General features: G+C 29.6%; 22 protein-coding genes. 13 read left to right on the top strand and 9 right to left on the bottom strand.

Annotation, left to right across the window (positions count from 1 at the left end):
- The 6 genes from AMN84_RS03775 to AMN84_RS03800 form a co-directional block, all read left to right on the top strand.
- A partial coding sequence (locus AMN84_RS03775; protein ID WP_075483505.1) for a sarcosine oxidase subunit beta family protein occupies nucleotides 1-1,197 on the top strand: 1,197 nt, incomplete at its 5' end.
- Nucleotides 1,197-1,472 (top strand): sarcosine oxidase subunit delta, encoded by a 276-nt coding sequence (locus AMN84_RS03780; RefSeq protein ID WP_075483507.1) that lies wholly within the window; start codon nucleotides 1,197-1,199, stop codon nucleotides 1,470-1,472. The genes AMN84_RS03775 and AMN84_RS03780, both read left to right, overlap by 1 nt.
- Nucleotides 1,472-4,477 carry a sarcosine oxidase subunit alpha family protein gene (locus AMN84_RS03785; protein WP_075483508.1) on the top strand — a complete coding sequence of 1,002 codons (3,006 nt, stop codon included), beginning with the start codon at nucleotides 1,472-1,474 and terminating at the stop codon, nucleotides 4,475-4,477. Before AMN84_RS03780 ends, AMN84_RS03785 begins: the two co-directional genes overlap by 1 nt.
- Nucleotides 4,470-5,015, top strand: a complete 546-nt coding sequence (locus AMN84_RS03790) for a sarcosine oxidase subunit gamma (protein WP_075483510.1) — start codon at nucleotides 4,470-4,472, stop codon at nucleotides 5,013-5,015. Before AMN84_RS03785 ends, AMN84_RS03790 begins: the two co-directional genes overlap by 8 nt.
- Nucleotides 5,016-5,074: 59 nt before the next feature.
- On the top strand, nucleotides 5,075-5,839 hold the full coding sequence (locus AMN84_RS03795; protein ID WP_075483512.1) for a transporter substrate-binding domain-containing protein: 765 nt from the start codon (nucleotides 5,075-5,077) through the stop codon (nucleotides 5,837-5,839).
- A gap of 40 nt (nucleotides 5,840-5,879) precedes the next feature.
- Nucleotides 5,880-6,614 (top strand): amino acid ABC transporter permease, encoded by a 735-nt coding sequence (locus AMN84_RS03800; RefSeq protein ID WP_075483514.1) that lies wholly within the window; start codon nucleotides 5,880-5,882, stop codon nucleotides 6,612-6,614.
- Between the two features lies 1 nt (nucleotide 6,615).
- Here the strand turns inward: AMN84_RS03800 and AMN84_RS03805 are convergent, their stop codons facing one another.
- From AMN84_RS03805 to gatC, 6 genes are read right to left on the bottom strand one after another with little or no spacing between them, the layout of a single operon-like run.
- Entirely contained in the window at nucleotides 6,616-7,992 is a 1,377-nt protein-coding gene (locus tag AMN84_RS03805; RefSeq protein WP_075483516.1) for an MATE family efflux transporter, read from the bottom strand.
- Nucleotides 7,993-8,895 carry an oxygen-dependent tRNA uridine(34) hydroxylase TrhO gene (locus tag AMN84_RS03810; RefSeq protein WP_075483518.1) on the bottom strand — a complete coding sequence of 301 codons (903 nt, stop codon included), beginning with the start codon at nucleotides 8,893-8,895 and terminating at the stop codon, nucleotides 7,993-7,995.
- Nucleotides 8,895-9,551 (bottom strand): O-methyltransferase, encoded by a 657-nt coding sequence (locus AMN84_RS03815; protein WP_075483520.1) that lies wholly within the window; start codon nucleotides 9,549-9,551, stop codon nucleotides 8,895-8,897. The genes AMN84_RS03810 and AMN84_RS03815 overlap by 1 nt, the downstream gene beginning before the upstream one ends.
- Before the next feature lies 1 nt (nucleotide 9,552).
- Nucleotides 9,553-11,016 (bottom strand): Asp-tRNA(Asn)/Glu-tRNA(Gln) amidotransferase subunit GatB, encoded by a 1,464-nt coding sequence (gene gatB, locus AMN84_RS03820; protein WP_075483522.1) that lies wholly within the window; start codon nucleotides 11,014-11,016, stop codon nucleotides 9,553-9,555.
- On the bottom strand, nucleotides 11,013-12,470 hold the full coding sequence (gatA, locus tag AMN84_RS03825; RefSeq protein WP_075483524.1) for an Asp-tRNA(Asn)/Glu-tRNA(Gln) amidotransferase subunit GatA: 1,458 nt from the start codon (nucleotides 12,468-12,470) through the stop codon (nucleotides 11,013-11,015). Before gatA ends, gatB begins: the two co-directional genes overlap by 4 nt.
- On the bottom strand, nucleotides 12,467-12,754 hold the full coding sequence (gene gatC / locus AMN84_RS03830) for an Asp-tRNA(Asn)/Glu-tRNA(Gln) amidotransferase subunit GatC (RefSeq protein WP_075483528.1): 288 nt from the start codon (nucleotides 12,752-12,754) through the stop codon (nucleotides 12,467-12,469). The genes gatA and gatC overlap by 4 nt, the downstream gene beginning before the upstream one ends.
- A 50-nt stretch (nucleotides 12,755-12,804) precedes the next feature.
- Between gatC and ruvX the strand changes: the two genes are divergently transcribed.
- Genes ruvX through AMN84_RS03860 form a run of 6 tightly spaced genes read left to right on the top strand, consistent with a single transcriptional unit; the run spans nucleotide 12,805 to nucleotide 19,163 of the window.
- Entirely contained in the window at nucleotides 12,805-13,260 is a 456-nt protein-coding gene (ruvX, locus tag AMN84_RS03835; RefSeq protein WP_075483530.1) for a Holliday junction resolvase RuvX, read from the top strand.
- A gap of 41 nt (nucleotides 13,261-13,301) precedes the next feature.
- The gene (locus AMN84_RS03840) at nucleotides 13,302-14,243 is read left to right on the top strand and encodes an aspartate carbamoyltransferase catalytic subunit (RefSeq protein WP_075483532.1); all 942 of its coding nucleotides are present in this window, start codon (nucleotides 13,302-13,304) and stop codon (nucleotides 14,241-14,243) included.
- Nucleotides 14,240-15,526 (top strand): dihydroorotase, encoded by a 1,287-nt coding sequence (gene pyrC, locus AMN84_RS03845; RefSeq protein ID WP_075483534.1) that lies wholly within the window; start codon nucleotides 14,240-14,242, stop codon nucleotides 15,524-15,526. Before AMN84_RS03840 ends, pyrC begins: the two co-directional genes overlap by 4 nt.
- Nucleotides 15,520-16,107, top strand: coding sequence for a glycerol-3-phosphate 1-O-acyltransferase PlsY (gene plsY, locus AMN84_RS03850; protein ID WP_075483536.1), 588 nt, complete (start codon nucleotides 15,520-15,522; stop codon nucleotides 16,105-16,107). Before pyrC ends, plsY begins: the two co-directional genes overlap by 7 nt.
- A gap of 36 nt (nucleotides 16,108-16,143) precedes the next feature.
- On the top strand, nucleotides 16,144-18,705 hold the full coding sequence (topA, locus tag AMN84_RS03855; protein WP_075483537.1) for a type I DNA topoisomerase: 2,562 nt from the start codon (nucleotides 16,144-16,146) through the stop codon (nucleotides 18,703-18,705).
- Entirely contained in the window at nucleotides 18,702-19,163 is a 462-nt protein-coding gene (locus AMN84_RS03860; RefSeq protein ID WP_075483539.1) for a RidA family protein, read from the top strand. The genes topA and AMN84_RS03860 overlap by 4 nt, the downstream gene beginning before the upstream one ends.
- Nucleotides 19,164-19,166: 3 nt before the next feature.
- On the opposite strand, the gene AMN84_RS03865 is transcribed toward AMN84_RS03860, so the two are convergent.
- Together AMN84_RS03865 and AMN84_RS03870 are read right to left on the bottom strand one after the other, a co-directional pair.
- Nucleotides 19,167-20,465 carry a UDP-glucose dehydrogenase family protein gene (locus AMN84_RS03865; protein WP_075483541.1) on the bottom strand — a complete coding sequence of 433 codons (1,299 nt, stop codon included), beginning with the start codon at nucleotides 20,463-20,465 and terminating at the stop codon, nucleotides 19,167-19,169.
- On the bottom strand, nucleotides 20,462-21,277 hold the full coding sequence (locus AMN84_RS03870; protein WP_075483543.1) for a sugar phosphate nucleotidyltransferase: 816 nt from the start codon (nucleotides 21,275-21,277) through the stop codon (nucleotides 20,462-20,464). Before AMN84_RS03870 ends, AMN84_RS03865 begins: the two co-directional genes overlap by 4 nt.
- 29 nt (nucleotides 21,278-21,306) lie before the next feature.
- Here AMN84_RS03870 and AMN84_RS03875 point away from each other — a divergent pair, with 29 nt between their 5' ends.
- Entirely contained in the window at nucleotides 21,307-22,107 is an 801-nt protein-coding gene (locus AMN84_RS03875) for a pantoate--beta-alanine ligase (protein ID WP_075483544.1), read from the top strand.
- Here AMN84_RS03875 and mgtE read toward each other — a convergent pair.
- Complete coding sequence (gene mgtE, locus AMN84_RS03880) at nucleotides 22,104-23,483, bottom strand: magnesium transporter (protein WP_075483546.1); 1,380 nt, start codon at nucleotides 23,481-23,483, stop codon at nucleotides 22,104-22,106. The genes AMN84_RS03875 and mgtE overlap by 4 nt on opposite strands.
- Nucleotides 23,484-23,542: the final 59 nt, after the last annotated feature.

The following is a 23,542-nucleotide window of genomic DNA, read 5'->3' on the forward strand; positions in this document are numbered from 1 at the left end:
AATTGGCAAAGAGCATGGAGAGATCCTGAGCCTAAAAAAGAGTATGATGCTGTAATTGTTGGTGGCGGTGGTCATGGTTTAGCTACTGCATATTACTTGGCGAAAAAACATAATTTAACAAACATTGCTGTTGTTGAAAAAGGTTGGATTGGTGGAGGCAACACTGGAAGAAATACTACAATAATAAGATCAAATTATTTATGGGACGCTAGTGCAGGTTTATATGATCATGCTTTAAAAATTTGGGAAGGTTTGTCTCAAGAACTTAATTACAATGTTATGTTTAGTCAAAGAGGTGTAATGAACCTAGCCCATAATTTACAAGATGTAAGAGATTTAAAAAGAAGAACGCATGCAAATAGATTAAATGGTATTGATGCTGTTTGGTTGGAAACAGATGAGGTAAAAAAGTTTTGTCCAATAATAAATACTTCTCAAGATATTAGGTACCCAGTATTAGGTGGTACATTACAAAAAAGAGCTGGTACAGCTAGACATGATGCTGTTGCTTGGGGTTATGCAAGAGGTGCTGATGAAATGGGCGTTGATATTATTCAAAATTGTGAAGTGAAAGGGATTAAAAGAAATGGTGATGCAGTTGAAGGTTTGGAAACAACAAAAGGTTTTATCAAAACTAAAAAAATTGGAGTTGTAGCCGCAGGTCATTCAAGCGTTATAGCAAACATGGCGGGACTTAAGTTGCCACTTGAAAGTAAACCTTTACAAGCACTTGTATCTGAGCCAGTAAAACCAATTATTGATACTGTTGTAATGTCTAATGCTGTTCACGCATATGTAAGTCAATCAGATAAAGGTGAATTAGTCATTGGTGCAGGAACAGACTCTTATGTTTCTTACACTCAAAAAGGTAGTTTTAATATTGTAGAGGAGACACTTAAAGCTATTTTAGAATTATATCCAATTTTTAGTAGAATGAAGATGTTAAGACAATGGGGAGGAATTGTTGATATATGTCCTGATGCAAGCCCTATAATAAGCAAAACATCTATTAAAGGACTTTATTTTAATTGTGGTTGGGGAACGGGTGGATTTAAAGCAACACCTGGTTCTGGCGATTTATTTGCTCACACAATTGCTAATGATGAACCTCATAAATTAAATGCTGCATTTAACATTAATAGATTTGTAAGTGGTGATCTAGTAGATGAGCATGGAGCAGCAGCTGTTGCCCACTAATGTTTTTAATTAGTTGTCCATATTGCGGTGAAAGAGATCAATCAGAATTTGTTTCTGGTGGTGAAGCTCACATAGCAAGACCCAAACAGCCAACTGAATTAAATGATGATCAATGGGCAGAATATTTATTCATGAGAAAAAATATTAAAGGTATTCAATTTGAAAGATGGAACCATGTACATGGATGTAGAAAATGGTTTAATGTTGCTCGTGACACCTCAAATGATAAAATAGAAAAAATATACAAAATGGGTGAACAACCTCCAAAAATATAATGTCTAAAAATCTAAGAATAAATAATAAACATTTTGTAGATGAAACTAGGAAATTATCTTTTACGTTTAATGGAAAAAAATTATATGGTTATAAAGGTGATACATTGGCGTCTGCCCTTCTATCAAATGATATTCATCTTGTAGGAAGAAGTTTTAAATACCATAGACCAAGAGGAATAATGACTTCTGGTTCTGAGGAACCAAATGCAATTCTTCAAATTGGAAATGACGATGCTTTAACAGAGCCTAACGTACGAGCAACTGAAATCGAGTTATATGATGGTTTAATTTGTAATAGTCAGAATTGTTGGCCAAGTGTAAAATTTGACATAGGTGGGATAAATAACTTTTTATCACCCCTGCTCCCTGCGGGTTTTTATTATAAAACATTTATGTGGCCTGCAAGTTTTTGGGAAAAGTACGAATTCTTTATTCGTAAATCTGCTGGTTTAGGAAAATCACCAACAAAACAAGACCCAGATATGTACGATCATAGATATTTGCATTGTGACATCTTAATAGTTGGTGGTGGAGTTTCTGGTTTAATGGCGGCTCAAATAGCTTCTGATGATAATAAAAAAGTTTTATTGTTAGAGGATAAGGAATTACTGGGAGGTTCATTAATTTATGATGACAGTGATATTTCTAAGATCGATAATCAAAAAAGTAGTGAATGGTTAAAAAAACTCATTGATAATATTAAAAAGAACAAAAACATTACTATCAAAACTAGAACAAGTCTTGCTGCATATCATAATTACAACTTTTTACTAGCAAGGCAAAATTTAACTGACCATTTAAGTGTTAATGATCGTAATAATAAAATAAGACAAAGACTTTACAAAATAAGAGCAAAAAAAGTAATTATCTCCACGGGTGCAATAGAAAGACCTCAAGTTTTTCATAACAACGATAGACCCGGTATAATGTTGGCATCTGCTGTAAAAAAATACATAGATTATTATGGTGTGAGATGTGGTTTGGAAAATATTATATTCACCAATAATGACAGTGCTTATGAAACAGCTTTATCCTTACATAAATCAGGGACAAAATTAAATGCAATAATAGACATAAGAGACAATTCATCTTCAGAAATAGTAAAACAAGTTAAAAATCTAGGAATACAAATTTATTGGAACCATACAGTAGTAGACACTAAAGGTTACAAAAGAATTAATAAAGTAACAATAATGAAGCTAAATGATAAAGGCAATGATGTTATCGGAAAAAAGATTGATTTAAATTGTGATTGCTTAGCAATTTCTGGTGGCTGGACCCCGATGGTTCATTTATTTACTCAATCAGGTGGTAAACTTAGGTTTGATAACAAAGATAATATTTTTGTTCCAGATAAAACAAATTTAGATCAATTAAGTATTGGTTCTGCTAAAGGAGATTTTGAATTAGATGATGTTTTAAAAAATTCAATAAAGGATACCAAAAAGTTTTTAAATATCGAAAATTCTAATTTTGATAAAATTGATGTTAAATGTTCTAAAGAAAAAGAGAAAAAAAATATATGGTTGCTTCCATCAGATAGGCCATTAAGTAAAACAAAACCATTTTTAGATTATCAAAATGATAGTACCGCAAAAGATATTAAATTAGCTTTAAGAGAAGGTTTCAAATCAATTGAGCACGTAAAAAGATATACAACAACTGGAATGGGTACAGATCAAGGTAAACTCGCTAATATGCATGCGTTGGGTATAGTTGCAGATACAACTAATACTAATATGGGTGATCTAGGAACAACAACGTTCAGACCTCCATATACACCACTTACTTTTGGAACCATAGTTGGTAGAAATGTTGGGCAATTTTTTGATATTTTTAGAAAAACACCTATGCATGAGTGGCACGTTGATAATAATGCAAAGTTTGAAAATGTCGGACAATGGAAACGGGCTTGGTATTATCCAAAAGATGGTGAAACAATGCATGATGCCGTACAGAGAGAAAGTAAAGCTGCAAGAGAGTCTAGTGGAATATTAGATGCTTCGACACTCGGAAAAATCGATATTCAAGGCACAGATGCAAATGAGTTTCTTAATAGGGTTTATACAAATGCTTGGTCAAAATTACAAATCGGAAAATGTAGATATGGTTTAATGCTTAATGAAGATGGTATGGTTTACGATGACGGAGTAACAACAAGACTTGGTGAAAATCACTATTTAATGACAACAACAACTGGTGGTGCAGCAAATGTAATGTCTAAACTTGAGGATTATTTGCAAACTGAATGGCCGGAATTAGATGTATTTCTTACTTCAGTAACAGATCATTATGCTACAGCAAGTGTATGCGGTCCAAATGCAAAAAAAATTATTAATAAAATTTTTAAAGATTTAGATTTATCTGATGAAAGTTTCCCACATATGTCATTTAAAGAGGTAAAGCTTGGTGAAATTAATTGTAGAGTTATGCGTATAAGTTTTACAGGTGAACTAAGTTATGAAATTAATGTTGAAGCATCATACGGTAAATATATTTGGGAAAAATGTATTGAAGCTGGAAAAGAATTTAACATTACTCCTTATGGAACTGAGACTATGCACCTTTTAAGGGCTGAAAAAGGATTTATAATTGTTGGTCAAGATACTGATGGAACGATGACACCTGTAGATCTTCAAATGGACTGGATAATTAGTAAAAAAAAATACGACTTTATTGGTAAACGATCTCTATACAGAAGCGATACTGTTAGAGAAGACAGAAAACAATTAGTCGGACTTTTAACTGATGACCCTAATGAAATTTTAGAGGAAGGTGCTCAAATAGTTAAAGACGAAAATAAAAAGCCTGTCGATATGCTTGGACATGTAACTTCAAGTTATTTCAGTCCAACTTTAAAAAAATCTATTGCTTTAGCAGTTTTAAAAGAAGGTAAACAACTTAAAGGACAAAAACTCTTAGTTCCAATGATAGATAAAACAATTAAAGTAACTGTATCAGATACGATCTTCTTAGATAAAGAAAATGAGAGAATAAATGGATAACATTAATACAGCTATTAAAGATAAAAGAGAATATTCAGATTTAAATTTGAAAGAAGTAGAACCAATTACTAAAATTAACTTACGTGGAAAAAAAAGAGAGTTCTTTGCAAAAGTTGGTCAAATACTCTCTGTTATTTTGCCAACGGAAAGTAATACTTCTACAAGTAACCAAGAGTTGAACGCTTTGTGGCTAAGTCCAGATGAATGGATGGTTTATACAAATAATAAAAATAAAGAAATTTTTGATAGAGTTTTTAAAGAAATTTCATCACTTAACTACGGAGCTGTCACAAATGTAAGTGACCAATGGGTGTGTATTAATATTTCTGGGGATAAATTATACGAATTACTCTCAATGAGTTGTCCATTTGATTTCTCAAAATTCAAAGACACTAAAGGATCTACAACCCAAACTATAATTAATCATATTGATGTAATCATTCATAATTTGGGTGATAACAATATAAATTTATTTGTAAGAAGATCATTTTCTAACCATTTATGGGATTGGTTTAATGATGGGGCTAATCTATTATAAAATTTAACTGCGTCAAGGTTAGCATAGAAAAATATCATAAATTACCTTATTAAATTCTTATGAAAAAAATTATCATATTATTATTTACTTTATTATTCTCATTTTCAGCGAACGCTTCTTCTTTAGACAAAATTCTTTCAAACGGAGAGTTAAGAGTTGGTACAACTGGAGACTGGGATCCAATGACTATGAAAGATCCGTCTACAAATACCTATAAAGGTTTTGACATTGACGTCATGAACGAACTTGCAAAAGACATGGGTGTAAAAATTAAGTTTGTTCCTGCTGAATGGAAAACTATAGTTTCTGGAATAACTTCAGACAGATATGATATTTCAACAAGTGTAACAAAAACTCCTAAAAGAGCAGAAGTAGCAGGTTTCACAGAGACTTATTACAAATATGGAACTGTTCCACTGGTTTTAAAGAAAAATTTAAGTAAGTTTTCAACTTGGGATTCTTTAAACAGTAAAGATGTTACAATCGCAACAACACTTGGAACATCACAAGAGGAAAAAGCTAAAGAATTTTTTCCTAAATCAAAATTAAATTCAGTAGAGGCACCTGCAAGAGATTTTCAGGAAGTACTAGCAGGAAGAGCTGATGGTAATATTACAAGTTCAACAGAAGCCAACAAATTGGTTATAAAATATCCACAATTGGCAATTGTTCCAGATGGTGAAAAAAATCCTGCTTTCTTAGCTATGATGGTTGGTAAAAATGACGATAAGTGGAGAAAGTACGTTAACGATTGGATTAATAAGAAAAAGAAATCTGGTTTCTTCAAAGATCTTCTAGCAAAATATAATCTTAAAAGCTTATAATAAATTAGCTATTAATAATTAATTCTTTATAAATATAAGTGTGAAAAACTTATTTTTATTATTTTCATTGTTATTCTTATTATCATGTGGAAAGCAGGAATTAGATTGGTTAATATTATCACCCAACAATGTTAACGGTTTAACAAATCTAAAATTTTTATTAAGTGGATTTACAACAACTATCTTTATATCTATCGTATCAATATCTCTATCGATAGTATTAGGGTTAATAGTTGCTATCCCCTCCTTAGCCAAAAATAAATTTTTAACATACTTAAATATAGGTTATGTCGAAATAGTTAGAGCTATACCTCTGTTGGTTTTGATTTTATGGATTTATTATGGATTACCTATTATGACAGGAATTAGTTTTAGTCCATTTGTATCTGGTATTATAGCTTTATCTATAAGTGAAAGCGCATTTCAGGCTGAAATTTTTAGAGCTGGAATAAACTCAATTAGAAAACCTCAATGGGAAGCTGGAAGTTCTTTAGGGCTTAATTTTTTTAGAAAATTAAGACTTGTCATTCTTCCTCAAGCTATAAGAAATATACTGCCTGCTATTGGAAATCAGTTTGTATACGTTCTAAAAATGTCTTCTTTAGTTTCGATTATTGGTATTGGAGATTTAACTAGAAAGGCGAATGAACTTGTTGTTACTACATACAGACCTTTAGAAATATATACGTTTTTGATCTTAGAGTATCTTATATTAATTTTAATTGTATCATTCTTAGTAAGACGGCTTGAAAAAAAAATGAAAAAAGATAGTTAATCTAACTTTTTATAAAAAAATATTTTTTATTATCTTTAAACATATAATTAAAAAAAGATCCTATAAAAAATAGTACTACTAATCCCATTAACCAATTTGTAACTAATATTGTATAAAAGATATCGCTGTAACCTCCTCCTTTAATATTAATAACGTACCATAAACATAAAAAAGGAATTGCAGTAAGCCTTAATATACTAAGATACAAACTAAAGATGGGTCTCTTAAGAGCCTGAAATACAGCAGTAGTAATAAAAAAAGTTGGATATATTGGACCTATCAATGCTGCAATCTTTAAATATAGAGATCCAAATTTAATAGTTTCTGGATCGTCAGTAATTAATCCAAGGAGATTTTCTGCCCCAAAATAAAGAATAAAGCCAGCCATGATCATAAATGAACAACCAAATATTAATGCTTTTTTATAAAGGTCTCTTATTCTTTCAAAATTTCTAGCTCCGAAGTTTTGACCTCCAATTGATAATACAGCCGTATTCAATGCTATGACTGGTAATAAGAAAACTTGTTCTATTCTAAGTGCAGCTCCATAACCAGCCGCAGCAATATCTCCAAATTTTCCTACAAAGTATAATACATTAAATATACCAACACCGATTAACAGCATGCTAAACATTATTGGCACAGACTGAAAAGTAAGATTACTTAAAAAATTAATTTTTGGAATAAAACACTTTGCATATAAATACTCTTTGAGTTTACAACAATAAACTTTTTGCGCTAAATAGATTGTTCCAATAAGTTGGCAAATAACTGTAGCGATTGCAATACCTGAAATGCCAAAAGCAGGTATTACGAAAAAACCAAAAATAAAAATTGGATTAAGTATGATGTTTAAAAAAAAAGTAAAAATAAGGACATTTCTATAACTTTTTGTATCTCCTTGAGCGTTTAATGTTCCATTTAAAGATATTTGGATTAATACTATTACTGTGCAATAAAAAATTATATCTAAATATTCCCTAGTTAAAATAATATTCTCTGGAGAAGACCCTAATAATTGAAGAAGATAATTGGATGAATTAATTCCAATAAATGTGACTAATAATGAAATAACTATTGCAAAAATTATTGATTGAGCAACATATAATGAAGCAACTTTTTCTTTTTTCTCACCTATGGAATTTCCTATAAGTGTATTAGTACCAGCTCCAACACCAACACCTATTGCGATTATAATAAAATAAATTGGAAAAGATTTTGCTAGAGCACTTAGTGCATCAGGTGATATCTTTCCAGCAAAAAAAGTATCAACCAGATTATAAAAGGTTTGAAATAAAGATCCAATACTCGCAGGAAATGTAACTCTCCTTAGAAGTTGCCACATTGGATCCACTGTTAAATTAATCTTCTTAGCCATCTATTTATAAATTTTTTTAAACATGTAATCTTTTTTTTCTTTTTTTGCTTTATCAATTTGACCTTGTCTCATTCTAAACCCTTTCTTTTGTTCATCACTTGATTTATTATAACAATTAGGACAAGAAACACCCTCTTCAAATTTTACGGACTTCTTATCTTTAACAGAAATAGGTTCTCTACATCCAGCACAAATTGAATATTTGCCTATATTTAAACTATGGTTCACAGAAACACGATTATCAAATACAAAACATTCTCCTTTCCACAGGCTTTCTTTTCTTTTAATTTTTGACAAATAATTAATAATACCTCCTTTTAACTGAAAAACATTTTTATAACCTTTATTATATAAATAATCGCTGGCCTTTTCGCATCGAATGCCTCCTGTGCAAAACATTCCGATTTTCGAATTCTTATTAAACTTTTTAAAATATTTAGAAAAATCTCTAAAGTTGTTTAATTTTGGATTTATAGATCTCTTGAAAGTCCCAATCCTAAACTCAAAATCTTTTCTGGTATCTATTATATAGGTGTCTTTGTTTAAAACAAAATTATTCCATTCCTTAGGAGAAAGATGATTATCTTTAACTTTTTTTTTAAGTCTTTTTCCAATTGGAACAACTTCCTTTTTAACCTTCACCCTCCCCTTATGAAAAGGAATAAATCTATTAAAAGAAATATTTTCATTATCAAATTTTGTAATGGCAAAGATTTTTTTAAGATTGATTTTTATTTGTTTAGTATTTTTTTTTAGGAAAGAAATTGATCCATTAATCCCCTCAGGTGAGATAATTATAGTTCCTTTAATTTTGTAATCATATATGAAATTTTGAAGTTTATCTTTGAGTTTACTGATCTTTTTTAATTGTTTAAATTTATAAAAACCAAAGATGGTATACATTATAATTTTCTACAAATTGAAAAGCCATCACCTATTGGGATAATCATATTTTCAACTCTTATATCGTTATTTACATAAGTATTAAAATCTCGAATTATCTCAGTTAAGTGTTCTTTATTGTTTTTATCTACAACTTCGCCATGCCACAAAACATTATCAATGATTATAAAACCATCCCTTTTTAATAAGTTAAAAGACAATTCATAATATTTTTTGTAATTTTCTTTGTCAGCATCTATAAAAATCAAATCAAACAATTTTTTTTGGCTTATTAATTTATTAATTCCATTAATAGCTTCATCAATAATAATATCAATTTTTTCTGAAACTTTTGCCTTTTCAAAGAAATTTTTTGCTACTAATGAAGTATCTTTGTTTTTATCGATAGTGGTGATCTTGGAGTCGTTTTCTAGACCAATGCACATACTTAATGAGCTAAGACCAGTAAAAGTACCAATTTCTAAAATTTCTTTCGGTCTAAATAATTTTGTTACTAAATATAAAAAATGACATTGGTTAATTGAAATTTGTAATTTCTTTTTTTTTCCAAGTGTGTCGTTATGTTTAATAATTTCATCTTGTACTGGATGTAATTTTAAAGAGTGCTCATCAATATATTTTTCTATTTGCTTATTAATAGGTAGATTTGAACTCATACTAGTTCAATTTTTTCTTTAAAATATCATTTACTAACTTAGGATTGGCTTTGCCATCTGTCTTTTTCATAACTTGACCAACAAAAAAACCAAACAATTTATCTTTACCGGATTTAAATAATTCAACATTTTTAGGATTTTCTTTAATTACATCATCTACAATTTTTTCAATTTCTTTAGGATCGCTTTGTTGTTTCAATCCCTTTTCGTCAATAATGCTTTTTGGATCTTTGCTTTCATTTGCCATTATTTCAAAAACTGTTTTTGCAATTTTGCCAGAAATAGTACCATCTTTAATCAAGTTAATTAAAGATGATAAATTTTTAGATGAAATAGGACTTTGTGATATTTCTAAATTTCTATCATTAAGTAATGCAAATAATTCACCTGTTATCCAGTTTGTTGCTAGCTTAATATCTGAATTTTTAATTACATCTTCAAAATATTTTGATGTTTCAATATCAGATACCAATATATTTGCCTCGTATGGAGTTAATTTAAACTTATCTACAAATCTTTTTTTCTTTTCATCAGGAAGTTCGGGTATTTCCTTTTTTATTTTTGATATGAAATCGTCAGTTAATTCGAGTGGTAACAAGTCAGGATCAGGAAAGTATCTATAATCGTGAGCATCTTCTTTTGATCTCATCGATCTAGTCTCATTTTTTTTAGTATCAAAAAGACGAGTTTCTTGATCAATAGAGCCTCCCTCTTCTAATATATCAGCTTGACGGTTTGCTTCATATTCAATTGCCATTTGCATAAATTTTATAGAATTGACGTTTTTAATTTCACATCTTGTGCCTAATTTTTTATCCCCTGTCTTTCTGATTGAAACATTCACATCAGCTCTTAAAGATCCTTCTTGCATATTTCCATCACAAGTTCCAAGATATCTCATAATTGATCTAAGTTTTTTGATGTATAAATTTACTTCCTCTGGAGATCTTAAATCTGGTTTGCTTACTATTTCCATAAGGGCAACTCCAGACCTATTTAAGTCTACTAGAGTGTTTTGGGGATCAATGTCATGAATACTTTTTCCTGCATCTTGCTCTAAATGCAGCCTTTCAATACCAACTTTTTTTTCTCCATCTGGTAAATCTAATAAAATTGAACCTTCACCAACTATTGGATCTTTGTATTGAGAAATTTGATATCCTTGTGGTAAATCAGCATAAAAATAGTTTTTCCTATCAAAAATTGATTTTTTATTTATCGCTGCATTGAGACCTATGCCCGTTTTTACTGCTTGCTTTATACAAAATTCATTTATTACTGGTAGCATTCCAGGAAATGCAGCATCTACCAAACTCACTTGGGTATTTGGTTCAGCACCAAAGTTTGTAGGCGAGTCAGAAAATAGCTTCGATTTTGAAAGAACTTGAGCATGAACTTCTAAACCAATTATAACTTCGTATTCTGAGTTACCTCTCTTTATTAAATATTCTTTATTTTTACTCATTTAATCCACCAATCCTGCAAATTGTTTTTGAAACTTAATTCTTTTTCCATTGAATATGAAATATCTAATAAATTCTGCTCTTCAAATGCTTTGCCTATTAGTTGTAAGCCTAAAGGATAATTATTTTTATCTTTACCTGCTGGAATAGATATAGCTGGCAGTCCTGACAAATTGACTGGCACTGTAAAGATATCATTTAGATACATTGATACAGGATCATCTGTTTTGTCACCAATCTTGAAGGCCGAACTAGGTGTGGAAGGAGTCAAAATTGCATCTACAGATTTATAAGCTTCATCAAAATCATTTTTGATTAATCTTCTAATTTTTTGTGCTTTTAAATAATATGCATCATAATAACCAGATGACAAAACATATGTTCCAATCATTATTCTTCTTTTTACTTCATCACCAAAACCTTCTGATCTTGTGTTTTCATACATACTGATCAAATTTTCTCCCTCAGAACGATATCCGTACTTTACTCCATCATACCTAGCTAGGTTAGAAGATGCTTCAGCTGGTGCAACTATATAATAAGCAGGCAATGCGTACTTAGTGTGAGGTAAAGATATATCGATAATTTTTGCTCCTAATTTTTTTAATAAAGTAATTCCATCTTGCCACAAACTTTCAATCTCCTTAGGCATGCCATCGACTCTATATTCTTTTGGAATACCAATTTTTTTTCCTTTAATATTAGAACTTAACGATTTGAAATAATCACCTCTCTTAAAATTTACCGATGTTGAATCTTTTGTATCGTACTTACTTATAACATCTAACATTAATGCAGCGTCAGACACATCCTGAGTCATCGGTCCTGCTTGATCTAATGAAGAAGCAAATGCAACAATACCATATCGAGAACAACTGCCATATGTTGGTTTCAAACCCACAGTACCAGTAAAAGACGCTGGTTGTCTTATTGAACCTCCAGTATCAGTTCCAATAGTTGCTGGTGTCAATTTAGCTGCAAGTGCTGAAGCTGATCCACCTGAAGACCCACCTGGCACAACTTTTTTACCAACTGGACTTTCGACATTTCCAAAAAAACTAGTTTCGTTTGATGAACCCATTGCAAATTCATCACAGTTAAGTTTTCCAAGCAAAATAGCCCCTTCATCCCATAAATGTTGGGTTACAGTGGACTCGTAACTAGGAATAAAATTTGAAAGTATTTTACTTCCAGCTGTTGTCTTTAGATTATTGGTACAAAAAAGATCTTTAACTGCAAGAGGAACTCCAGGCAGCTTGTAATCAAAATTTCCCTTTTCATCAAATTTTTTGGCTTTTTCAATTGCATTTTCAAAATCGGTAGTGATGTATGTATTCAAATCTTTCGATTTTTCAGCTCTAGCAATATATGCTTTTGTAATTTCTTGAGAAGATAATTCTTTATTTTTAATTTTATCAATTAAAGCTGATAAAGTAAGATTTATTATATCACTCATTCTACAACCTTTGGTACGACAAAAAAATCTTTATTTTCGTCTGGTGAATTTTTTAAAATTTGTTCTCTTATATTTTTTGTTTTGACCTCATCGCCTCTTAATTTCAATGATGTTTCGGCAATTGATGTCAGCGGGTCCACTTTTTTAGTATCAACTTTATTTAAAGCTTCGATAAATTCAAAAATAGAATTTAGATCTTTTTCAAGTTCTTTTGCTTTTTTATCATCTATGGAAATTCTTGATAATTTTGCTATATGTTTAATTGTTTTAAGATCTATGCTCATATGATAATTAAATTTAAAGGAAAAATATCATTATATAAGAAAAAAACAATATGATCACTTTAAAGGAACTCAAGTCTAAAATTGATAAAAACGCAAGGTTAATTGGTTTAGATCTTGGAAAAAAGAGAATTGGTGTTTCAATCTGTGATCATAAACGAATTGTAGCGACTCCTTTTAAAACTATAGAATATGTTGATCATGAAAATTTTATCAGTGAACTTTTAGAAATAATTGATCAAGAAAATATAAAGGCTATTGTTGTAGGAAATCCATTGAATATGGATGGAAGTAAGGGCCCCTCTTCTCAATCAGCTTTAGACAAAGCTAAGATGATTGAGAATAAAACAAATACACCTGTGGCTTTATGGGATGAGAGATTATCAACTGTCGGTGCCTTTAAGATATCAAGTCAATTAGACATTAATGTATCTAAAAGAGTTCAAAAAATAGATGAAAATGCAGCAACGTTTATATTGCAGGGAGCGATTGAATTCTTAAATAATTAAGCTTGCAATATCAATGCTTTAAAGCTATAGAGTTGGTTTTAATGGCTATAAACAATAACGCTATTAAAATTTCTCAAAAACACCTACTAGGTATCCAAGATCTTTCTATTTCAGATGTAAAACTTATCTTAGATGAAGCAAAGAAATTTATTTCACTAAATAAAAGTAAAAACAAAAAGTTAGATATTCTTAGAGGAAAAACTCAAATAAATCTTTTTTTTGAACCTTCGACGAGAACCCAAAGTTCTTTTGAACTAGCTGGAAAGAGACTTGGTGCAGATGTGATGTCGATGAATATAACTAATTCTGCTATTAAAAAAGGTGAAACATTAATCGACACTGCAATGACACTAAATGCAATGCATCCAGATATAATTGTAGTAAGACATCAAGATAGTGGTGCATCAAATCTTCTTTCACAGAAAGTAAATTGTTCAGTTCTAAACGCTGGTGATGGTAGACGTGAACATCCAACACAAGCTTTACTTGATGCGCTTACAATAATCGAAAAAAAGAAAAAAATTGAAGGTTTGCGAATTGCTATTTGTGGAGATATTTTACACTCAAGAGTAGCTAGATCAAATATTTTTTTGTTAAACATGTTAGGTGCTGAGGTAAATATAGTCGCGCCAACAAATCTCATGCCAAAAGATATTGAAAAATTTGGAGTTAAAACATTTTCAAATATGAAAGAAGGTGTGAAAGATTGTGATATAGTTATGATGTTAAGGTTACAAAATGAGAGGATGAGTAGTTCATTTTTGTCATCAAATAGAGAGTATTATGAGTATTATGGCTTAACTCCTGACAAACTAGAAAAAGCAAAGAAAGATGCAATAATTATGCATCCTGGACCAATGAATAGAGGTATTGAAATTGATACCAAACTCGCTGACGATATAAATAAAAGCGTAATCAAAGAACAGGTTGAGTTGGGTGTTGCGGTAAGAATGGCTTGTTTAAAAATTTTTTGTGAAAAATGAAGAAACAATATTTTTTAAATGCAAACATAGTTGATCCAGCCAATTCTGTGGAGGAATTAGGTGGTTTAATTATTAATGAGAATGGAAAAATTGAGGCAATAGGAAAAAAAGTAAATAAAAATAATATTCCCTCACGTGAAAAATTCACAGATCTCAAAGAAAAATATATATTTCCCGGTTTAATCGATATGAGGGTTTTTGTTGGGGAGCCAGGCTTTGAGTATAAAGAGAATTTTAAAACATTAAGTAATGCCGCCTTAGCAGGTGGGGTTACATCTGTTGTTACAATGCCAAATACTTCACCTGTTATTGATAACGTTTCCATGGTTGATTTTTTAAAAAGGAGAGGACGAGATAAATCAAAAATAAATATATATCCAACTGCTACCTTAACTAAAAATCTTGAAGGTAATAATATGAATGAGTTCGGCCTTTTACAAAAAAAAGGAATAATTGGTTTCACGGATGGAATAAAAACAATTCAAAACACAAGAGTAATGTCTAGAATAATGAAATCTGCTTACGATTTGAACTCATTGATCATACAACATGCTGAAGATTTCGAATTAGCAAAAAACGGCCAGGTTAATGATGGGATTATCGCAACTAAATTGGGTCTACATGGTATACCAGATTATGCAGAGAAAATAATTATAGAAAGAGACTTAAGTTTACTTCAGGATTATAATTGCAGATATCATATTTCACAAGTATCTTCAGCAAAATCTTTGGAAGTAATCAAACGTAGCAAAGATAACGTAAACTTTACAACTGGAGTTTCTATTAACAATTTATCACTTAACGAAAATGATATTGGAGATTTTAGAACTTTTTTAAAACTTTCTCCACCACTTCGAACAGAGGATGATAGACTTTCATTAATAAAAGGTATTAATCAAGATTTAATTGAAGTCATAGTTTCAGATCACAAACCTGAAGACGAAGAATCAAAAAGATTAACGTTCTCACAAGCTGCAACTGGAGCATCGGGTATAGAAACTTTATTATCCCTCGCTTTAGAGTTATTTCACAATGAGTCTTTAAAACTATCTAAAATAATTCAGTGTTTAACAAGTAATCCTGCAAAAATATTAAAGATAGATAAGGGAAGTTTATCTATAGGAAATGATGCTGACTTTTGTATAGTTGATTTATTTAAACCATGGATAGTAAAAAAAGAAAATATGATAAGTAAATCTAAAAATACATGCATAGAAGATAAAAAACTTCAAGGTAAAGTGCTTAATACATATATTAAAGGTGTAGAACTATATAAATGTTAAATTTTGATTTATTTTTAATTATACTAGTAAGTTATTTATTTGGATCCATACCCTTTGGGTTACTTTTAACTAAAATTTTTTTAAAAAAAGATATCCGTGAAATAGGATCTGGTAATATTGGTGCAACAAATGTATTAAGATCTGGTAACAAAATTTTAGGCTACTCAACTTTGGTTCTAGATATATTAAAAGCTGTTCTTCCAATTTTATATGTAAAATTTTTCATGAACGATTATTTGTATATATCTGCATTGTCAATTTTTATAGGACACGTCTTCCCTATTTGGTTAAAGTTTAAAGGTGGTAAAGGTGTTGCATCTTATCTTGGAATTCTTTGTTGTTTGGATATTTTTACTGCCTTAATTTTTGGAGTCGTCTGGATTTCTATTTTTATACTCTTTAAGTTTTCATCATTAAGTTCCCTACTTGCAAGTTTAACAATTCCAATTTTTCAGTTTTTTTATAATTCTAATTCTGACTACTATTTTTACTTTATGATGTTCATTTTGATTTTTTTCACACATAGAGAAAATATAAAACGCTTGAGAAATAATACAGAATCTAAATCAAAAATTTATTAATTTGACTATCAATCTTATTTATGATTTTTTGTTTACATGAATCTAGTAATTGTTGAAAGTCCCGCTAAAGCAAAAACAATAAATAAATATCTAGGAAATGATTATACGGTCCTTGCTAGTTATGGACATATTAGAGATCTTCCATCTAAGAATGGCTCAGTAGATCCTGAAAATGAATTTAAGATGATTTGGGAAATTGATAGTTTTTCTAAAAAATATTTAAAAGAAATTTCTGATGTAGCAAAAGACTCTAAAAAGATAATACTTGCCACAGACCCTGACAGAGAAGGTGAAGCAATTGCATGGCATGTTAAAGAATTTTTAAATGAAAAAAAACTACTCAAGGATAAAAAAATTGAGAGAGTTGTTTTTAACGAAATAACTAAAAAGGCAGTCACAAATGGAATAGAAAATCCAAGAGAAATCGAATCTGATCTTGTAAATGCTTACATGGCAAGGCGTGCCTTAGATTATTTAGTAGGTTTTAATATTTCTCCCATACTTTGGACTAAACTCCCGGGATCTAAATCAGCAGGTAGAGTACAATCTGTTGCTCTGAGACTTTTAACCGAAAGAGAACATGAAATTGAAATTTTTAAGCCTGAGGAATTTTGGTCTTTAAAAGTAAATTTTAAAACAAATGATGGAAGTTTAATAACATCAAATATTTTTCAAATTGAAAACAAAAAAGTTGAAAAGTTTAGTTTCAAAAATAAAAACGATATTAATAAAGCAATAGAAAAAATAAAAAACGATAAATATAAAATTACAGATATTACATCAAAAATATATACTAGAAATCCTTCTGGACCTTTTACAACTTCAACATTACAACAGTCAGCTTCAAGCAAGCTTAGTTTTGGTGCCTCAAGAACAATGCAAATTGCTCAAAGGCTGTATCAGGGTATTGAAATTGAAGGTGAAACAAAAGGATTAATCACTTACATGCGAACAGATGGTACCAATATATCTAAAGAAGCTTTGCCAGTTTTTAGAAACTTTATAAGTGATAACTTTGGTAATGAATATTTACCTGATCAACCAATTAATTACTCGGGTAAAAAGGCAAAAAATGCGCAAGAAGCTCATGAGGCTATAAGACCAACAGAAATAAGTAATACACCTGAAAAAATGAAAAAATATTTAAGCTCAGATCAAAATAAATTATATAACTTGATTTGGTCAAGAGCTCTATCTTCACAAATGACACCAGCAAAGTTTGATAGAAAAACAATTATTATTGAATCAAATAACAATGAACATATCTTTAAGTCATCGGGTTCAACGATAGTGTTTGATGGTTTTATGAAGGTAATTAATTTAGATGATGACAGTAACGATGAAAATATTTTACCTAAAGTAGAAAAAGGAGAAGTGAATATATCTGATTTTATAGATGAACAACACTTTACTCAACCACCCCCAAGATATTCTGAGGCTAGTTTAGTTAAAAAATTAGAGGAATTAGGTATTGGTCGTCCCTCTACGTACGCAAGTATTATTTCTGTAATATCTAATAGAGGTTATGCAGATGTTGTTAACAAAAGATTTTTTCCAACTGATAGAGGAAAACTTTTATCTGCCTTTCTTGAAAAACTTTTTGCAAAATATGTTGATTATGACTTTACTGCAAAATTAGAAGATCAATTAGATGACATAACTTCAGGAAAAGAAAATTGGCTAAGTGTACTAGATCAATTCTGGAAAGATTTTAATAAGAATGTCTCGTCTGTGAAAGAGATAAGAACTAGAGAAGTTCTGGATATGCTAAATGAAAGCTTGGGTAATTTAATATTTTATACAAATGATGATGGAAAAATCGACAGATCTTGCAAATTATGTACTAATGGTACACTAAGTTTGAAAAATAGTTTTAGAGGAGGTGCGTTTATTGGTTGTTCTAATTATCCAGAATGCAAGTTTACAAGACCACTTTCCAAGATTAAGGCATCTCAACAAATAAATTTAGCAGAACCTAAATTAATTGGTAAAAATGATAATGATAAAGAAATTTATTTAAAAAATGGAAGATTTGGTCCTTATTTACAATACGAATTATTAGAAGATGAAATAGTAAAAACAAAAAAAAGAAAAACGAAGAAAGAAGAAAATAATTTAAAAAATGTATCGATCCCTAAAGGCTTAGATATAGAAAATATAGATTTAGAAAAAGCAAAATATCTATGCTCTCTACCTAAAATCTTAGGTACTCACCCAGATATTGGCAAAGAAATTACAGTCAACGTTGGTAGATTTGGACCATATTTAAAGTGCGAAAACAAATCCGCTAGAATAGAAAGTGTGGATGAATTATTTTCAATTGGTTTAAACAGAGCTATAACTTTAATATCTGAAGCGAAACCCGGAAGAATGTCTTCATCAATGATTAAAGATTTAGGTGAACATCCTGAAGACAAAAAACCTGTAAGAGTCATGAAGGGTCAATATGGACCTTACATAAAGTATAAATCACTCAATGCAACTATTCCTGAAGAAAAGGATCCAACAGAATTGACAATGGAAGAAGCTTTGATATTGATTGAGAAACGGAAAGAATACGATAAAACAAAAAAATCAAAAAAAAGGAAATCAAAATGAGTTACGAAGAAAAGATAAAAGAATTAAAAATTAATCTTCCTGAGGCAAAAGCACCTGTTGGAAATTATGTTGCAACAAAAGTTTCAGGAAAAATGTTATTTGTATCTGGACAAATTTCTATTGATGAAGCTGGTCAGTTAATTAAAGGTAAAGTTGGTAAAGATTTAGATACAGAAGCTGGTTATAATGCTGCCAAAAGATGTGCGTTAAGTATTATTGCACAAGTAAAAAAAGCTTGTGATAATGATTTATCAAAAGTCAAATCGTGTGTAAAATTAACAGGATTTGTTAATTCAACAGATGATTTTATAGATCAACCTAAGGTATTAAATGGTGCATCAGATCTAATAGCTTCAGTTTTTGGTGACGCTGGTATGCATGCTAGGGCTGCTGTAAGTACAAATAGTTTGCCGTTAGGTGTTTCAGTAGAAGTAGATGCAATATTTGAGTTGAAATAAATTTTATTTTCCAACACTATAATATTTAAAACCTTGTTGTTTAATTTTTAAAGAAGAATACAAATTTCTCATATCAAAAATAATAAACTTTTTACCCTTAACTAAATTTTTAAAATTTATTGATTTAAATTCATTCCATTCTGTGTGTAGAATAACAAGATCTGAGTTTTGAACAGCATCCTTAATTGATGTCTTATTAGTAACATTTTTTAATTTTGAAAATTCATTTTTATGACCTGTTGGATCAAAATATTTTATTATAGCTCCTTTTTTAGATAACCACGGTATCATTTTAAGACTTGATGAATCTCTCATATCATCAGTATTTGCTTTAAATGTTACACCTAAAAAAGTTATTTTTTTATTCTTTAATTTTTTTTTTAACATTCGATAAATTCGATCTAATAAAATTTTTGATCTATTTTCATTCGACTTAATTACAGATTTTACTACTGATAAGTTAGTTTTAAATTTGTCAGCAGTTGAAATGATTGCTTTTGTATCTTTTGGAAAACAAGATCCACCGTAAGCAGGGCCTGCTCTGAGAAATCTACTACCAATTCTTTTATCTAAACCCATTCCTATAGATATATCTTCCACATTAATCCCCGTTTTTTCGCATAAATTTGCTATTTCATTAATAAAAGTTATTTTGGTCGCTAAGAAAGCGTTAGAGGCGTATTTGATTAATTCTGCCGCTCTTCTAGATGTTTGTAAATATGAAGCCCCTTTAGAAATAAGTGGGCTATAAAGATTTTTCATAATTTTAGCAGCTTTTTTGTCATTCGTTCCAATTACCACTCTATCAGGAAAAGAAAAATCTCTTATTGCCTCACCTTCTCTCAAAAATTCTGGATTAGAAACCACTGAAAATTTTTTTTTACTATTTTTTCTAGATAAAATTTTTTCGATCTCATCACCTGTGGTTACAGGAACTGTTGATTTTGTTATAATAATTTTAAATTTATTAATAGAGGAACTTATCTCCTTGGTTACATTATAGATTTGACTCAAATCTGCTGAACTTCCTCCTTTTTTTGTAGGTGTTCCAACACAAATAAAAATTATGTCCGACTCTTTAACAGATTTTTTTAGATCTGTTGAAAAATTTAATCTTTTATTTCTAAAATTTTTAGTAACCAACTCTGAAAGTCCGGGTTCATAGATTGGAACTTTTCCTTTTTTAAGGAAATTAATCTTATTTAAATCTTTATCTACACAAATCACTTCGTTGCCTAAATCTGCAAAACATACACCACTAACTAATCCTACGTAGCCGGTCCCTATCATGCATAATTTCATGATTTAGCTATCTCCAAAGTTGATTTAATATAACCATTCATACTTCCACAATCTAAGTATTTACCTGAAAAATTATGAGCGATGAACTTGCTGTTTTCATTAATTAAAGATTGAATTGCATCTGTAATATGAATTTCACCACCTTTACCTGGTTTTTGTTTAGATAATTTTGAAAATATTTCTTTAGGCAAAATATACCTTCCTATTACCGCTTTGTTTGAAGGAGCGCTAGCAATAGATGGTTTTTCAATTACATCTTTGATTAAATAATTATTTCTATCTAATTTTTTACTTAATTTAAATATACCCCATCTTGAAACTGTTTTTTTATTTACATTCATGCTTGCCATAACAGAAGATTTGTAACGATTGTGAATTTTAATCATAGATTTTGAACAATTTTTTTTTATTATTAGATCATCAGGCAAAAGCATTAAGAAAAACTTATCTCTAATATATTTCTTTGTTTTTAAAACTGCATCGCCAGTACCACGGGGTTTATTTTGATATACAAATTTAATCATTTTTTTATATTTCAAGATTTGTTTATATTCTTTAATAATTCTTGGGTCTTTTTTTTTGTTAATAATTTTCTTATAAAAATTGTCATTATAAAAATAATTTTTTATCATTTGTTTTTTTTTAGAAATGATAAAAACGACTTCTTTAATTCCTGCTTCTTTACATTCGTCCAAAATATATTGTATTCCAGGTTTCCCATTGATAGGTAATAATTCTTTTGCAAAAACGCTAGTTAAAGGTAAAAGTCTTGTACCTAAACCAGCTAAAGGTATTATTGCTTGTTTAATCATAAAATCTTATACTAAGTGAATTACCATAAATGATTATTTTTAAAAGTATTAATAAACTTAATAAAGAAGTTAATTTTAAGGCAAACATAGGATTTGTCCCAACAATGGGCAGTTTGCATAAGGGGCATATTAGTTTGGTAAAAAATTGCCAAAAAACATGTGACAAAACACTAGTTAGTATATTCATTAATCCAATGCAATTTAACCGAAAGATTGATTTTAAAAATTACCCAAGCACATTAGATAAAGATATAAGAATTTTAAAGAAGCTTAAAGTAGACTATGTTCTGGTACCAAACATAAAAGAAATCTATTCAAGAAATACTCCAAGAAAAATTAATATTAACAAAAAATATAAGGTATTATGCGGTAAATATCGACCAGGTCATTTTGAAGGAGTTTTAGCTGTAATAAACAAATTTTTAAAAGATCTAAAAGTTAAAAAGATTTTTTTAGGGGAAAAGGATTTTCAACAATATTTCTTAATCAAAAATTTTATAAAAAAAAGATTTAAAACAAAAGTTGTGTTATGTAAAACTATTAGAATGAGTGGTTCATTACCCTACTCGTCCAGAAATAAATTACTTGATAACAAAAGTATTAGAATAGCACAAAAGTTTACAAAAAAGATAGTTGATGTGGTCAAAATTATAAGAAGAAATACTAAAAATACTTATTTACTTCAAAAAATTAAAAGCAACAGTAATATTAAAATTGAGTATTTAGAATTGAGAAACAAAAATAATCTTAGTCCATTTTTTAACAAAAAAAATTTAAAACTATTTGTATCTTTTTATATTAAGAAAGTGAGATTGATAGATAATTTTTAGCCGTAAAAGAAATATGCACCAATACCTAAAAAGGACAAAAAACCAATTACATCTGTAACAGTTGTTACAAAAACACTTGATGCTATTGCTGGGTCAATATTAAGTTTTTTTAGTGTCACTGGAATTAAAATGCCAAACAAGCCAGCTACAATCATATTTAATATCATTGAGATGGAAATGATTATGGATAAAATATAATCCTTAAACCAAAGTTGAACTATTAAAGCACTTATTATTGCAAAAATAAATCCATTTAGAACTCCAATATTGAATTCTTTTAAAACAATTTTTAAAAAATTACTATTTGTTAAATCATTTGTAGCTATACCACGAATGGTTACAGCTAACGTTTGCATTCCAGCATTGCCGCCCATTGAAGCTACTATTGGCATTAAAAAGGCTAAAGCAACCATCTGTTCAATAGTTGCACCAAATTTACTAATAACCCAAGTTGCTAAAAAAGCTGTAAAAAGATTTAGTAAAAGCCAATTAAATCGTCTTTGTGTTTTTTTAATTACCCCATCAGTAATTTCTTCATCACCAACACCAGCTAGTCTCAAAGTGTCTTCCTCTGCCTCTTCTTTAAGAACAGTCAAAATATCGTCACTAGTAATCATACCAACTAATTTTTTTGTTTTATCAATTACGGCTGCTGAATTAAGATTGTAATTTTCGAAAAGTCTTCCGACTTCCTCTCTATCCATATCAACTGGAATAGTAACTTGGGACTCCAGCATAATTTCAACCATTTTAGTTTCACGAGGTGTTCTTAAAACTTTTGAGGACGGGACAGTTCCAAGAGGTTTAAATTCATTATCGATAATATAAATTTCTAAAAATTGTTCAGGAAGATCTTTGTTTTCTCTTAAATAATCAATTGTTTGTCCGACTGACCAATTACTTGGAATAGCTGTAAATTCTCTTTGCATAATACGTGCAGCAGAGTCTTCGGGATAACTTAAACTTTCTAATAAGGCAAATCTATCTTTAGGCGGTAAAGAACTTAAAATTTCATTTTTACTTTTTTCTTCAATATTTTCTAATATCTTTATAGCGTCATCAGACTCTAAATTTTTGAGAATGAATATTATTGAAGCGGTAGATAGTAATTTTATAATCTCAGATTGAATGTTTTCATTTAATTCGACAAATAATTCTGGATCTAACTTAAAATTATTTAATTTTATAAGATTTTCTCTATCGTCTTGGCTTAAATGTTCAATAATGTCTGCCGAATCAGCAGGGTGCATCTCTCTAAAAGAATTTGTAATAAAATTTACATCGTTTTTTTGAATTTTATCTTCAATTACTTTGATATATTCTTTATTAAATTCAAAGTTTACTTTTTTATCGATTTTTTTTTTCAAATTGCTCATTTTAAATCCTATAAAAATTATTAGAACTATTAATACAAATTAAATATAATACAATTTTT

Source organism: Candidatus Pelagibacter communis (genome assembly GCF_001180105.1).
Classification (GTDB): Bacteria; Pseudomonadota; Alphaproteobacteria; order Pelagibacterales; family Pelagibacteraceae; genus Pelagibacter; species Pelagibacter ubique_K.

Excerpts from the sequence above, each read along its gene's own strand:
- AMN84_RS03805 (WP_075483516.1), bottom strand. The coding sequence starts at position 7,992 with ATGGCTAAGAAGATTAATTTAACAGTGGATCCAATGTGGCAACTTCTA.
- AMN84_RS03815 (WP_075483520.1), bottom strand. The coding sequence starts at position 9,551 with ATGAGTTCAAATCTACCTATTAATAAGCAAATAGAAAAATATATTGAT.
- AMN84_RS03795 (WP_075483512.1), top strand. The coding sequence starts at position 5,075 with ATGAAAAAAATTATCATATTATTATTTACTTTATTATTCTCATTTTCA.
- AMN84_RS03840 (WP_075483532.1), top strand. The coding sequence starts at position 13,302 with ATGGCTATAAACAATAACGCTATTAAAATTTCTCAAAAACACCTACTA.
- topA (WP_075483537.1), top strand. The coding sequence starts at position 16,144 with ATGAATCTAGTAATTGTTGAAAGTCCCGCTAAAGCAAAAACAATAAAT.
- AMN84_RS03790 (WP_075483510.1), top strand. The coding sequence starts at position 4,470 with ATGGATAACATTAATACAGCTATTAAAGATAAAAGAGAATATTCAGAT.
- AMN84_RS03875 (WP_075483544.1), top strand. The coding sequence starts at position 21,307 with ATGATTATTTTTAAAAGTATTAATAAACTTAATAAAGAAGTTAATTTT.
- AMN84_RS03865 (WP_075483541.1), bottom strand. The coding sequence starts at position 20,465 with ATGAAATTATGCATGATAGGGACCGGCTACGTAGGATTAGTTAGTGGT.
- AMN84_RS03810 (WP_075483518.1), bottom strand. The coding sequence starts at position 8,895 with ATGTATACCATCTTTGGTTTTTATAAATTTAAACAATTAAAAAAGATC.
- pyrC (WP_075483534.1), top strand. The coding sequence starts at position 14,240 with ATGAAGAAACAATATTTTTTAAATGCAAACATAGTTGATCCAGCCAAT.
- ruvX (WP_075483530.1), top strand. The coding sequence starts at position 12,805 with ATGATCACTTTAAAGGAACTCAAGTCTAAAATTGATAAAAACGCAAGG.
- AMN84_RS03870 (WP_075483543.1), bottom strand. The coding sequence starts at position 21,277 with ATGATTAAACAAGCAATAATACCTTTAGCTGGTTTAGGTACAAGACTT.
- gatB (WP_075483522.1), bottom strand. The coding sequence starts at position 11,016 with ATGAGTAAAAATAAAGAATATTTAATAAAGAGAGGTAACTCAGAATAC.
- AMN84_RS03785 (WP_075483508.1), top strand. The coding sequence starts at position 1,472 with ATGTCTAAAAATCTAAGAATAAATAATAAACATTTTGTAGATGAAACT.
- gatA (WP_075483524.1), bottom strand. The coding sequence starts at position 12,470 with ATGAGTGATATAATAAATCTTACTTTATCAGCTTTAATTGATAAAATT.
- AMN84_RS03860 (WP_075483539.1), top strand. The coding sequence starts at position 18,702 with ATGAGTTACGAAGAAAAGATAAAAGAATTAAAAATTAATCTTCCTGAG.
- AMN84_RS03780 (WP_075483507.1), top strand. The coding sequence starts at position 1,197 with ATGTTTTTAATTAGTTGTCCATATTGCGGTGAAAGAGATCAATCAGAA.
- gatC (WP_075483528.1), bottom strand. The coding sequence starts at position 12,754 with ATGAGCATAGATCTTAAAACAATTAAACATATAGCAAAATTATCAAGA.
- plsY (WP_075483536.1), top strand. The coding sequence starts at position 15,520 with ATGTTAAATTTTGATTTATTTTTAATTATACTAGTAAGTTATTTATTT.
- mgtE (WP_075483546.1), bottom strand. The coding sequence starts at position 23,483 with ATGAGCAATTTGAAAAAAAAAATCGATAAAAAAGTAAACTTTGAATTT.